This window comes from Arthrobacter sp. 10L430 (assembly GCF_056395245.1).
In genome coordinates this window covers 1-12,587 of the sequence record NZ_JBFTJD010000042.1, presented here as the reverse complement: position 1 = coordinate 12,587, position 12,587 = coordinate 1, and the positions used below count along the sequence as shown (strand labels likewise).

At 63.1% G+C, this 12,587-nt stretch carries 12 protein-coding genes and 3 pseudogenes; 7 read left to right on the top strand and 8 right to left on the bottom strand.

Going from position 1 to position 12,587, the window contains the following annotated elements; all coding sequences use genetic code 11:
* From AC1DDG_RS21390 to AC1DDG_RS21380, 3 genes are all read left to right on the top strand, one after another.
* On the top strand, positions 1 to 474 hold a 474-nt coding region (locus AC1DDG_RS21390; RefSeq protein WP_476877653.1), incomplete at its 5' end, for an aldehyde dehydrogenase family protein.
* Between the two features lie 38 nt (positions 475 to 512).
* Positions 513 to 1,967: an aspartate ammonia-lyase gene (aspA, locus tag AC1DDG_RS21385; RefSeq protein ID WP_476877652.1), complete on the top strand. Its 1,455-nt coding sequence runs from the start codon at positions 513 to 515 to the stop codon at positions 1,965 to 1,967.
* Positions 1,968 to 1,998: 31 nt separating this feature from the next.
* Positions 1,999 to 3,042: an NAD(P)-dependent alcohol dehydrogenase gene (locus AC1DDG_RS21380; protein WP_476877651.1), complete on the top strand. Its 1,044-nt coding sequence runs from the start codon at positions 1,999 to 2,001 to the stop codon at positions 3,040 to 3,042.
* 134 nt (positions 3,043 to 3,176) lie between these two features.
* On the opposite strand, the pseudogene AC1DDG_RS21375 reads toward AC1DDG_RS21380, so the two are convergent.
* A pseudogene (locus AC1DDG_RS21375) lies at positions 3,177 to 3,398 on the bottom strand (hypothetical protein); the annotation flags it as partial.
* On the opposite strand from AC1DDG_RS21375, the gene AC1DDG_RS21370 reads away from it, so the two are divergent.
* From AC1DDG_RS21370 to AC1DDG_RS21360, 3 genes and pseudogenes are all read left to right on the top strand, one after another.
* Positions 3,372 to 4,094: a hypothetical protein gene (locus tag AC1DDG_RS21370; protein WP_476877650.1), complete on the top strand. Its 723-nt coding sequence runs from the start codon at positions 3,372 to 3,374 to the stop codon at positions 4,092 to 4,094. The pseudogene AC1DDG_RS21375 and the gene AC1DDG_RS21370 sit on opposite strands and share 27 nt — an antisense overlap.
* A gap of 83 nt (positions 4,095 to 4,177) precedes the next feature.
* Positions 4,178 to 4,381: pseudogene (locus AC1DDG_RS21365) on the top strand (DUF1775 domain-containing protein); the annotation flags it as partial.
* A 223-nt stretch (positions 4,382 to 4,604) separates the two neighbouring features.
* Positions 4,605 to 4,955: a PepSY domain-containing protein gene (locus AC1DDG_RS21360; protein WP_476877654.1), complete on the top strand. Its 351-nt coding sequence runs from the start codon at positions 4,605 to 4,607 to the stop codon at positions 4,953 to 4,955.
* Positions 4,956 to 5,245: 290 nt separating this feature from the next.
* Here AC1DDG_RS21360 and AC1DDG_RS21355 read toward each other — a convergent pair whose 3' ends face one another.
* The 7 genes and pseudogenes from AC1DDG_RS21355 to AC1DDG_RS21325 form a co-directional block, all read right to left on the bottom strand.
* A complete protein-coding gene (locus AC1DDG_RS21355) occupies positions 5,246 to 5,383 on the bottom strand; it encodes a hypothetical protein (RefSeq protein ID WP_476877649.1) in 138 nt (45 codons plus the stop codon).
* Between the two features lie 1,145 nt (positions 5,384 to 6,528).
* Positions 6,529 to 7,131, bottom strand: coding sequence for a TetR/AcrR family transcriptional regulator (locus AC1DDG_RS21350; RefSeq protein WP_476877648.1), 603 nt, complete (start codon positions 7,129 to 7,131; stop codon positions 6,529 to 6,531).
* A 557-nt stretch (positions 7,132 to 7,688) separates the two neighbouring features.
* On the bottom strand, positions 7,689 to 8,555 hold the full coding sequence (locus AC1DDG_RS21345) for an alpha/beta fold hydrolase (RefSeq protein WP_476877647.1): 867 nt from the start codon (positions 8,553 to 8,555) through the stop codon (positions 7,689 to 7,691).
* 46 nt (positions 8,556 to 8,601) lie between these two features.
* On the bottom strand, positions 8,602 to 9,600 hold the full coding sequence (locus AC1DDG_RS21340; protein ID WP_476877646.1) for an NADP-dependent oxidoreductase: 999 nt from the start codon (positions 9,598 to 9,600) through the stop codon (positions 8,602 to 8,604).
* A gap of 580 nt (positions 9,601 to 10,180) precedes the next feature.
* On the bottom strand, positions 10,181 to 10,393 hold the full coding sequence (locus AC1DDG_RS21335; RefSeq protein WP_476877645.1) for a hypothetical protein: 213 nt from the start codon (positions 10,391 to 10,393) through the stop codon (positions 10,181 to 10,183).
* Between the two features lie 78 nt (positions 10,394 to 10,471).
* A complete protein-coding gene (locus AC1DDG_RS21330) occupies positions 10,472 to 10,684 on the bottom strand; it encodes a hypothetical protein (protein WP_476877644.1) in 213 nt (70 codons plus the stop codon).
* Positions 10,685 to 10,762: 78 nt separating this feature from the next.
* Positions 10,763 to 11,181 (bottom strand): annotated as a pseudogene (locus tag AC1DDG_RS21325) (oxidoreductase).
* 733 nt (positions 11,182 to 11,914) lie between these two features.
* Between AC1DDG_RS21325 and AC1DDG_RS21320 the strand changes: the two are divergent.
* Entirely contained in the window at positions 11,915 to 12,463 is a 549-nt protein-coding gene (locus AC1DDG_RS21320) for a putative immunity protein (RefSeq protein ID WP_476877643.1), read from the top strand.
* Positions 12,464 to 12,587 lie beyond the last annotated feature (124 nt).

The following is a 12,587-nucleotide window of genomic DNA, read 5'->3' as shown; positions in this document are numbered from 1 at the left end:
GCCGCCGGCGCGGCCATGGTGGTGGACGGCCGCGACCTGGTGGTCCCCGGCCACGAGGACGGCTTCTGGGTCGGCCCCACCGTCCTGGACCACGTCAAGACCGAAATGACCGCCTACACCGAGGAAATCTTCGGACCGGTCCTCGTCGTCGTCCGCGTGGAGGACCTGGAGGAGGGCATCAAGCTCATCAACGCCAACCCCTACGGCAACGGCACCGCGATCTTCACCTCCTCCGGCGCCAACGCCCGCAAATTCCAGCGCTCCGTGACCGTCGGCATGATCGGCATCAACGTGCCGCTGCCCGTCCCGGTGGCCTACCACTCCTTCGGCGGCTGGAAGGCTTCGCTGTTCGGTGACAAGCACATCTACGGCCCCGAAGGCGTCTCCTTCTACACCCGCGGCAAAGTAGTCACCTCACGCTGGCCCGAGCCCACCCACGCCTCGGGTGCCTCCTACAACTTCCCGTCCAACTAACCCCGGCAATCACCGGTTCCCGCAGTAAGAGAAGAGAAATGGCACACAGCACTGCATCGTCCATGGTGGAAACCAGCGGAAGCAGGACAGAGACAGACTTCATGGGGACCCGGGAGGTTCCTGCCGGCGCGTACTGGGGGATTCAGACGCTGCGGGCAGTGGAGAACTTTCCGATTACCGGCATCGCGATCTCCGCATATCCGGGGCTGGTTAAGGCGCTGGCACAGATCAAGCACGCGGCGGTGCTGGCAAACTTCGATCTGGGGCTGATTGACGCAGTGAAGAAGGATGCTGTCGCCCAGGCCTGCCGGGATATCGAAAACGGCCGCTTGCTGGAGCAGTTCGTCGTGGACGTCATCCAGGGCGGAGCAGGAACTTCAACGAATATGAATGCCAACGAGGTCATCGCCAACCGCGCCCTGGAGCATCTAGGGCTCGGCCGAGGCGAATACTCCATGATTCATCCCAACGGGGATGTGAATCTGGGCCAGTCGACCAACGACGTGTATCCCACGGCGATCAAGATCGCCACGGTCCAGGGAAGCTTCGAGTTGTTGTCGGCCATGGCCCACCTCCGGGAAGAATTGTCGCGCAAGGCCCTGGAGTTCGACGATGTGGTGAAAGTCGGCAGGACCCAACTGCAGGACGCTGTGCCGATGACCCTGGGCCAGGAGTTCAGCACCTATGCAGTGATGGTCGACGAGGACGAACGCCGGATCCGTGAAGCCTTGATCCACCTGCACGAGATCAACCTTGGCGCGACCGCCATTGGAACAGGAATCAACACTCATCCCCGGTACGCCGCAGAAGCCTGCGCGCACCTGCGTCGCATCACGGGGCTGCCGCTCGTGACCGCCAACAATCTTGTGGAAGCCACGCAGGACTGCGGCGCTTTCGTCCTGTTCTCCGGGACACTGAAGCGCGTCGCCGTGAAGCTGTCGAAGATCTGCAACGACCTGCGGCTGCTGTCCTCAGGGCCACGCGCGGGCTTCGCCGAAATCAACCTTCCCCCGCGTCAGGCAGGATCGAGCATCATGCCCGGGAAGGTCAACCCCGTCATACCGGAAGTCGTCAATCAGGTAGCCTTCGAAGTCATCGGCAATGACCTGACTATCACCATGGCGGCCGAGGCCGGGCAGTTGCAGCTGAACGCGTTTGAACCGATCATCGCGCGCTCACTGTTCGCGAGCCTGACACACCTCACCGCCGCGTGCACCACGTTGGCCGACCACTGCATCGGCGGCATCACAGCCAACAAGGAATTCCTACGCTCGCAGGTTGAATCGAGCATAGGAGTCGTAACCATCCTCAACCCGCTTATCGGCTACGACGCGGCGACCTCCATTGCCCGTCAGGCCCTGGCAACAGGTCGGAGCGTCACCTCCCTGGTCCTCGAACGGGGACTACTGACCGCAGAAGACCTTGACGATATTCTTCGCCCCGAGCATCTGGCAAACCCCCAAGCCCGCGTAGCCGGCCCGCTGCCTCTGTAGCCAAGACCCTCCAAAACGAAGGAGCCACAAGATGCCCACCAACGCAAAGGCCTATGTCGCCACTTCGGCCACTTCCCCATTGCAGCCCGGCGTTGTCGAACGGCGCGACCCCGGCGAATTTGAGGTCAGAATCGCCGTCAAGTTCACAGGAATATGTCATTCAGACATCCACACCGCGCGGGGGGACTGGGCAGGAGTCAAATACCCGGTGGTCGTAGGGCACGAGATTGCCGGTGTGGTCGAAGCCGTCGGAGCCAAGGTCACGCGCCATTCAGTGGGCGACCCTGTGGGGGTGGGCTGTTTTGTGGATTCCTGCCGTGAATGCGTCAATTGTCTTGCAGGGGAGGAGCAGTACTGCCTGGCCGGATCAACGAGCACCTACAATTCGGTGGGCCGGGACGGTCTGCCAACCGCCGGCGGCTACAGCACCAGCATCGTAGTGGATGAGCACTATGTCCTGCGGATTCCTGACGGCGTTCCGCTCGAAGCGGCCGCACCGATGCTGTGCGCCGGCATCACCATGTACTCGCCACTGCGCAATTGGAACGCCGGACCGGGGAAGCGCGTGGCCATCATCGGCATGGGCGGGCTCGGCCACATGGGCGTCAAGATCGCAGCCGCCATGGGCGCCGAAGTCGCGGTGCTCAGCCAGTCCCTCAAGAAGCAGGAGGACGCCTTCCGGCTCGGGGCGGAAGGCTATTACGCCACCTCCGACCCCGCCACCTTCGAGATTCTCAAATCACATTTCGATCTCATCATCAACACCGTTTCCGCCGATATCAACATTGACGACTACCTTTCCCTGCTCGCTTTGGACGGCACGATGGTTCTCGTCGGGCTTCCTTCCAAGCCCTTGAAGCAGCGGGCTTGGTCCCTCATCGGCTTCCGGCGCAGCCTCGCTGGCTCCAAAATGGGCAGCATCCGGCAGACCCAGGAAATGCTCGACTTCTGTGCTGCCCACGGGCTCGGGGCCGAAGTGGAAATCATTCCGGCCAGCAAAATCAACGACGCCTATGAACGGGTCCTCGCCAGCGACGTGCGCTACCGGTTTGTCATTGACGCAAGCACGTTCTGAAGCAGACGGCCAACGATGTGCCGTGCACCGGTCGCCACGAGGAAGGTAGGGATAGCAGTGTTAGACGAGGGAGCAGATCAGGGGGCATCACGCAGCACCGCTGAACCCGAAGATCAATGCGACGAAAACTGCCACTACTGCTTCGGACCGGAAACAGACTGATCCCAAAGCGCAGGCTTTTGGCGGCGACCGGCCTGCTCTACGAGTTCCGCCAGCCACGGGCGGTGGCCCTGATGGAACACCATCCCATCGGGCAGCCCCTGGACGGACGGGACGGAGTCGGCAATATCGATAGTGATCCGGCCGCCGGCCATGGGGGCATTGGTGATGTGAAGCCTGCCGAAGGACTCGGGGAGCCCCGCGCCTCCTTCCGCCTGTTCCACACCGGACTGATCGGATCCATCGTGGTTGGCCTGGCAGCGGGAGGGCACCTGGCCGGCGGCGGCCAGCTACCGCAACCGGCCATCCTGGCGGCCCTGTGCGCCGTGACCATGATCCCGGTGGCTGCCCTGACCCGGTTCCGCCTGTCGTTTCCGGTGCTTATCGGGCTGCTCGGAGCCGGACAGCTCTGGCTGCACTGGGCCCTCAGCGCTGTTTCCGCAAGCGCCCCCGCGTCGATAAGCCCAGCACTGCTGTCCGGCCATGCCGGGCACCCCGCGGCATCCCAGGCCCGCGAGACGTTCACCGCGGTGGCACCGATCCACGGGGCGGCACCCGACGGGCTCATGTTTGCTGCCCACGCCGTGGCGACCCTGGGCACTGTGCTGCTCCTGGCCCGGGGCGAACAGGCCCTTGGAATCCTGGCCTCATGGCTGAGCCCGCTCCTTCGGCAACCCGAACCGGCCACCATCGTTCCGGCCCGCGCCCCGGGTCTGTGTACCTTGACCGTCATTCTTCCCCGGACTCGCCTTGGGCTGCGCCTGCCGTCACGGGGGGATCTCCCGCAGTGGTGCCCGCCGCCTAGAATCGGTCCCCTTTCACTCACGGGCAGGGGCCGACGGCGGCGCTTCGCCCGCTGTCCCGGGCCGGCCGCGCCGGCCGCCCGTCCCTGACCTGTATGCATTCTCTGGGAAAGGCATTCCCCCATGACTACCTCGATTCGCCGTACCCTCAAGACCGCCGCAGCCGCCACCACCCGAGCAGCGTCGTCTGGACCGCTGACGCGGCCCACCAGATCGGCCAGAATGAATACCAGGCGTTCTCGCTCTCCGTCGGCATCCTGCCTGACGAGGGAACCACTGTTAACCTGCCCGCGGGGCAGACCTACACCGATGGGACCGTGGTGAAGTGGAACGAGAAGACCGCCGCCGGACAGGCTGAACCCGAGCACCCTGCACCGCCCTGCGGACCAGCCTCGGCTGGCTGACACCCACCGTTTCCACCACGCTGACCGGACCTCCCTCAGTACCGGCCGGTGACCACGCCGACCACACCACGGCGCAGGCACCAGCCGGCGGGGCTTCGGACCCGGCCCTCTACGACACCGTCCAGCGGATCGCCCGGGACGACATCATCACCGCCCCGATGATCGACATCAAACCCCCGGCAAAAGCCGGCACAGCCTGGGCCGTGACCGAAGCGGGAGGGAATGGCCTGCAACCGCCAGCGCCGTCGCGATCGGCCCGGCCACGGAAAAGGTCACCAGCCGGGCCGGCTTCAAGGACTTCGGCCTCGCCGCCACACTCACCCACTGGGCCATCGCCGCGCACATGGGCCTGCTCTTCGGCCTGCCAAACCAACTCGTCCTGCTCGCCGTCGCCGGCGGCTTGGCCGCCATGGTCATCTGGGGCTACGTGATGTGGTGGAAACGCCGCCCCACCCTGCTCGCCTTCATCCTCCACGACACCGCAATCGGAGCAGCCAAACACCGCCGCCCCTGTGCGCCGGCCCGAAAGGAAATGTCCACGCCGTAAGAGCCAGCGCCCGCGCTCAGCGCCATCCAAGTCAGAGCCCCAGACATGTGGCCGGACATCAGAATTCCCTTCCGGCGTCCTGGGAAACCGTGACGGGTCGCTATCTGTCGGAATTCAAGAACAAAAGAATCACCGCTTAATCTATCGTTGATTGTTGACAATCGTTAGACTGGCTATGTGCACTACCAACCGAGGCCGGTACCCCGCCGGCCCTCTCAAATAAGGAATGTCATGAAGAAACGTCGCCCGGCTGCTTCGACTCTTGTGCTCGATGAACCATCACGCACTGGTCACCACTGCCCGAGAACCGGATGGTGGTCAGCCGCTGGGGATCCGAGTGACGCGAGGTTCATCGCCAGGGGTGAGGTGATGCCTGCCTTGAGCGGCACACCCGCGCTCTGGATATTGAGGGCGACATCTGGCGGCATCCAAGGCTTGGGACTCGAATCTGCGTTGCACCCAAGTTCGTAGACGCAGTCCAAGTCGTGCCGCCGTCGTCCCGCTAAGTCTTCGCGTCGGTGCTGGTCCGACGACGAACTGACATCCAGCGCAGTGCCGTGCTCGCAGTGGAATCTGCTGTGTCCACGAAGGTGGTGACGACCCGCGGCAGGGTGCCGGCAACGTTATCCAAAGGCTCAAGAGTTCCTCTCCTCGGTCCGGGGGACACCGCCACCTTCACCTGCATGATTTCTCGATGGCTGGAAGGGCGCCTAAGTGGAACATGGGGCTGAGCCTCGCCTTGTTGTTCGGCGCGCCCGGGCTCGTCCGGTTCGCCATCGCAGCGGTTCTATTCAAGTTCGCTTGGACCTTCATCCTTCCCTACCTGCTGTCCACCCTCGCCGGACTGGGCAACGCTCACGCTATGAGCGTCGTAAACCTCATGATCGGCACGGGATTTGCCATAGGACCACTACTCAGCGGTGCCCTTATCGAATCCACTGGTAATTTCACCGCAATGCTGTCCATTGCCCTCAGGGCCTCCTTATCTCTATGGCAGCTATCACCGCTATCCAACGCAAAGCCGTTTGACGGAGCCTTGGTGGGGCGAAGCACGCAATCAGCAATAGCGCCGGGTTAAATACGCTGCGGCAGAAAACCAAGGACGGACGTTCGGTGTGTGACTCGGTCGCGCGATGGCCAACGGGCAACGCCATCACTTATGGGTCCCTAAGTTGTGGAACCACGCATTAGATGCAGGATGCCTACGGCGGAAGGCGATCCAGGAGCAAACTAACTCCTGACGTTCCAAGATCGTCACCACCCTAAAGCGAGCTTTGACTGCGGAAAGGCCAAGTTCCCTCATGCGCGGGAGTTCTAGCATCCACTTCTACTCCCGTGCTTTGAATCGCCGATAACGGACCTTTCGTCACCCTGCCCAACTCTGGCATTACTTGTGCGCCGTGATGCCGAGTCGGGACAGCTTCCTTTATATTGTTGCCCGGTTCAGTCCGAGTTCGGCTGCTGCCGCCCCTACAGTGGTACCCGGGCGGCACAAGGATCGGATTATTCAGCGTACAAAGTGCACGGGGCGTGCCCTGGACATTGGACCTCGTCGAAGTTCTTGCCGGAGGCGTCAGCGGCGCACGAGCAGGCTAATCTGAGTCCTGATGTCCTGCACGATCGCCTCGGTACTCAAGGCAGCGTTCACGCTTGCTGCCATGCTGACAAACATGATCGCCGAGACAATGCGTGCAGTCGTTGCGGCATCACCGGCACCGGCGAGCTCCTCCCTGCCCAGGACTGCAGCGATGGCCTCCTCGGTCTGCGCGACGATGGAGAGGGCCTCGCTGTGGTGTGGCTCCGTCGGGTCGCCGAACACCATCTCCCGCAGGTAGATGCGCCCGTTGTCTACCTGGGTTCGGTTGCACTCAACGATCGGCCGCACAATGGCCGTCACTGCATCCAGCACATCCGGGATGGCTTGAGCATGAGTCCCGCCCCGCTCGAGCGCTTCGGCGTAGTGGGCGTTCTGTACGAGCAGGAGCAGTTCTCCTTTGGTTTTGGCGTAGAGGAACAGGGTTCCGGTGCCGATGTCGGCCTTATCGGCGATTTGCTGGGTTGTGACCTCCTCGACCCCGTGCTCCGCGAACAGCTCGCTGGCTGCGGCAGTGATGCGATCGAGCTTCTGCTGCTTGTTCCGCTCGCGCCGTCCGAGCGGCTGGGACGCGACAGGCATTGAGGGTTCCTCCGGATGTAAACTGACTGGACTCAGTAATGAGTATAACGATCCCGGGGAGCCCGAGTCCCTCCCGCGGCGTCTCTACTCTTCGTAGTGGGGGAGGGCCTGGCCCTGCCTGACATAGGTGAGGGCGGCGTCGACGTCGTAGGCGCGGATCGCGGAGGCCAGCGGCGTCAGCTGGCGGGAAAGCATCTCAACCGGAAGGCGCCCCGGGCCGCTCTGTCGGCGAACCCCAGGGGGAGAGCGGCGGATTGGAAGGTGACTTCCGCGATGCCGTCGATCTTCCGGTCATCCGGGATGGCGGTCTCCGCCCCGGTGGTGGGGGGCCGCAGGCTGGGTTGTGTTCTGCTAGGTGGATCTGCCGGTATTCCGACAGGCCTGGGGTGGCGGCGATGATGCCGGAGTGCGGGCCCTTCCAGTAGTCCATGCCTGCTTGGCGGGACTGCTCGGTGCGTACCCACAGCAGGACGGAGGAAGTGAAAGTGCTTCTTCACCTGCGGTTGGGTGTTGCTGGTGAAGTGCCCATTAGTACCTTCTTTTCGTGAGCGTGAAGGTCAGGGGGCGAGGAATTCGACGGCGGCGGGGGCGAACTTGGCGTGGTACTGGAAGATGCCGCCGTGGCCGGAGTCGGGGTAGATGATCAGCTCGGATTCCTTGATGCGTCGGTGCAGGTCCTCTGAGAGAACGGATGGCACCATGCGGTCGTTGTCGCCGTTGGCGATGAGGGTGGGGTGCGTGAGCGTCGACAGGTCCGACGGGGCGGAGCGGCCGAACTTCTGGATTGCCTTCAGCTGCGTCTGGAATGCACGGGTGCTGATTGGCTCGTTACGGTTCTCGGTTCGCTCCTGAAGGCGTTTGATAAACGCTTTCGCGGCGGGTTTGCCGGTGCTGTTGCGGTTGAAGAACAGGAATTCCTTGGGGTCCGACCGTGTCAGCGTTGCGCGGAGGATGTCCCCGCAGGTGGTGCCGACGACCTTCTCGATGTCTTTACCACCGCGCGGACCAGTTCCGGTCAGCACGAGCTTGCGGACGAGGTCGGGATGCTTGAGGGCCAGGTCCTGAGCGATCATGCCGCCAAGTGAGAAGGAAAATACATCAATCTTGTCGAACCCGAGGGCCTGGATGAAGGTGTAGGCGTCTCCGGCCATTGCCTCGATACTGTCGGGAACCCGTCCGGTTGAGGCGCCGACACCGGGCTGGTCGAAGGTGATGACGTGGCGGTTCTTAGCAATGGGATCGATGATGCGGGGATCCCAGTTATCCATTGTGGCAGCGAGGTGCACGAAGAACACAACGGGGATGCCGCCCTTTGGCCCCAGCTCGCGGTAGGCGTAGGTGACGCCACCGGCGGTGATGGTACTGGCAGGTGCTTGCGCGTATGAGGCAACGATTGGTTCCTGTGAGGCGTCGGTGTTGTCCATGATGTTGTTCTCCTGGATTGCTTAGGGATGAATGTCTGGCAGTTGGTCAGCTGTTGACGGTGAGGACTGCTTTGCCTCGGAAGCCGCCCGCGGAGAGAGACTGGAGCGCTTGTGGGGCCTGGTCGAAAGTGAAGACCTTCCCAACGACTGGGCGCAGCACGCCGTCGTCAACCAGGGCGCTGATGTGCCGGAGTTGTTCGCCGCTGGCGCGCATAAAGAGGAACTCATAGCTGACACCTAGCTTCCTGGCCTGCCTCCGGATCTTGCTGCTGAGCCCGGTGATCGCCAGGCGCAGCGCGGGGTTCAGGCCGGCTTTGCGGGCGAATGCCGGATCAGGCGGGCCGGAGATCCCAATCGCCTTCCCGCCGGGTCCGAGGATGCGCAGTGACTTCTGCAGGTTTTCGCCGCCGAGGCTGTCCAGCACCAGGTCGTATCCGCTCAGGAGCTGCTCAAAGTCCTGGGTGCGATAGTCGATGACGATGTCCGCACCCAGGTCCCGCACGAAGTCGGCGTTGGAGCTGCTGGCGGTAGTTGCGACGGTCGCGCCGAGGTGCTTGGCTAGCTGGATGGCGATCGAGCCGACCCCACCCGCGCCGGCATGAATGAGAACCTTGTGCCCGGGGCGCACGTTGCCTTGCTCGACCAGGGCCTGCCATGCGGTGAGCGCCACAAGCGGCAGTGAGCCGGCCTCCTCCATACCGGCCGATGCGGGCTTCAGTGCAAGGTCTTCCTCTGCAACGGCAATGCGCTCGGCGAACGTGCCGATGCGGTCCTTGTCGGGGCGGCCGTAGACCTCATCACCGGGCTTGAACCCGCGCACCTTTTCCCCGACCTGGAGGACGGTGCCGGCGACGTCGTTGCCGAGGATCAGCTGGAGCTTGTAGGGGAGGATCTGCTTGAACTCACCCAGCCGGATCTTCTCGTCCAACTGGTTCAGGCCCGCTGCTTGAATCTGCACGAGCACGTCGCGTTCGCCGACGCTCGGCTCAGCGACCTCCGCTTCGCGCAGCGGCTCCTTGTACTTTGTGACGACGAACGCTCGCATGCCGTGATGTCCCTTCTATGACGGGTGTTGGTTAGTAGTTGCTGCCGGTGGTGCAGGCAATCTCTCGGGGGCGCCATCCGGTCGCGCCGGGCACGTTGTCCTAGCGGCGGCACGAAACGCACCATGTCTCAATACTGATTAAACTCAATTATGACTTTACTCATATATTTGTCAAGGGGAAGTGTCCCGGCTGACGCTGCATGCCAATGCCACGGGAACCCTCTTGTAGCACGGGAAGTGCTGGAGTTCCTCGAGTTCCTCGGGTCTGTGGTACTGGTCCTCTCGGCGGGTGATTGAAGCGGCTGGCGCCCCAGGCTTGGAAGTTCCTGCACGGGCACCCACGTTGGGGCGCATCTCTATGGCCCTCGTAAGCTGCGGGCGTGCCGGGCGCCCGCCTCTCGAGACGATAGCCCGCTGGTTGCGAGTACGAGTGAGCCGCGAAGCGCGCGCGTTCTGCGCGTTCGAAGCGGGGTAATCGTGGTCCTCCCCTGTTCGCAGACGCCCATGCCAGTTCGCTGATTCGGGGTTCGGAAGCACCGTGGTCCTGAACTTGAGTCATGACCACGGCACTACGTTTTTCCTAGTCTTTGTTGTGGGCAAGTTGTGGGTAGAGAGCCTCGAGGGGGGCGCTGAGTCCGGCCTTGAGCCGCACGGATGTCTCGTCGGCGAGAACCTCGTACTCGCTGGCTTCGACGGCATCCAATACGGTCCGTACGAGATCAGCCGGGTCCATCTTGGGATCGGTGGCGTTCGCAGCCATCGCCGTGTCGACGTACCGGACGTGGACGCCCACCACATGTACCCCTTCGGGGGGCTGGCCGCCCCTGGCCCCAAGGGGAGCACACAGGGCAGGCGGCCTGAGGGCAGTGGGTCACACCTGGGCAAGGGCCGGGTAGTCGGTGTACCCGGATGCCCCGCAGCCGTAGAGAGTGCTGGGGTCCAACTCATTCAGAGGGGCGTCGGAACGGAGGCGGTCGACGATGTCGGGGTTGGCCAGCGCGAAACGGCCCAGCGCGGCAATGTCAGCAAGGCTGGCCTTGATGTCGTCGGCGATTTGCTCCCGGTTACGTCCGTAGCGGACCACGAGCACCGCCGTCGGCCATAGGTCCCTGAGGGAGCGGAGGAGTTCGTCGTCGCCCGCATGGTGAAGGTGCAGGCAGGCCTAGTTCAGGGCGACGAGCTCACCGACAAGGTGCCGGTACTGAGCGCGCGCACTCTCAGTGTCGCCCTCGTCGATTCCACCCAAAGGCATAGCAGGGGAAAGGCGGATGCCAACCCGGTCCGCCCCGATTTCCTCGGCCAGAGCCTGGGCGATCTCGATCACGAACCTGGAGCGATTTTCTACCGATCCGCCGTAGGAGTCGGTGCGGTGGTTGGCGTTGGGGTTGAGGAACTGGTGCAAGAGGCAGAAGCTGCGGCGGGACGGAACTCAGCCGTGATGGCCCGGATATCCTCCATGCTCAGCTCTCGCGGCGTCGGCGTCTTCTGCAATCCTATTGGCGTGAATATCTCCTGGTCGGCGGAGATCGCCGACGGTGCGACCGGCGGCCGGCCGTGCCGAGTATTGTCCGGGTGAGACATCCGGCCCACATGCATCAGCTGGATGAACACCGCCCCACCACCTGCGTGCACTCATTCGGTGATCTCTCCCTTGGATCGTGAGTGGCGCGTAGGGCCCTGGTTGCGTGAAGGACCTGCCAGCGATGATGGGATCAGAATGACAAACGGCGGAGTTGCTTCTGGTGGTTCATTGAGGTGGGGTTGCGTGCGGCGTGATGTCTTGGAAGCCGGCACTCACTGAGCGCTCCCGTCATGAACGTTGATGCTTCGAGCGGGATTTGGACCTGCGACCTGCCCTAGAAGGGGCTGCTCGATTGAGCTGATCTACCGAGGCGGGTCCTGCTGACGGAGATCCTTTCCGTCCAAGGTGGCAGCGACCGTCGTGGTCGAGGGCATCTTGAAGTTTCGTTCACCTAGGGTCCGGGCCGGAGCGCGCGCCGCTGGAGGTGCGCGAGCTTGTGGCAGTCAACTTCGGCCCTGGGCTCCGAGTGGTCTCACTGCAGACAACAATCGGACCCGTCGACGTGGCCGTGTACCCCGAAGCCCTCGAACAGCTCGAGGCAGAGTTGTTCAGCTCGGTAAACATTCCGCCCATAGGCATTGACGGAGATGAACAAGAACATGTCTCAGAAGTGCACGCAGTGTGCCCCTCTGCCGATTCGGCCGGGACTAATCCTTGGTGAGACAGGGACGTCGAATTGTCAGCCATGTATAGAAGACCAACGCCCCGGGGCTGGCGTGCAAGAATGCTGGCATGCCCTCCCCGCAGTCACTGAGCGAAGCCGATCGCCGCCTGGTCGCAATGTGGGCGGCAGACTGTGCTGAGCGAGTCCTGGTCTTGTTTGAGACGGAGGCTCGTACGGACGGTCGACCACGTGATGCCATCGCTCGTACTCGGGCGTTTGCTCAGGGTGAACTTGATGCCGCCTGTGAAATTAGCCGGCGCTTCGTTGCTGGTCGGGCCGCGCTCGCAGTGCGCTCTCCTGCGGCAGTGGCGGCCGCCCGGGCTGCTGGACAGGCTGCCAGCGTCGCTCACATGGGCGCGCAAGCTCTCGGCGCAGCCGCTTACGCCGCGAAAGCGGCCGGGCTGGCCGCTCCGGATGAGCCCACGGCCGTTTCCAACGAGATCTCCTGGCAACTCGCGCACACGAATGCTCAAGTCAGGGCGGCGCTTCAGCAGTTGCCACCAGTTGGTGAGAACTCCGCTGGCCCGCTCGGTTCAGGACTTCGCGCGTCGGGCGTCCTTGGGTCGATCATTCGGAAGATTCAGGCCACTATCCCTGTGTGTCAGGCTCTTGTGTGACAGGTTTCTGTCTGCACCGGACGCGGCACTCGGGCGGGGAAGGTCCATGATGGATTTTGTTATTCCTGTCCGCCAGTCGAATCGTCACTTCACTGTTGACGAGAAAAACGCGATTTTGGATGAG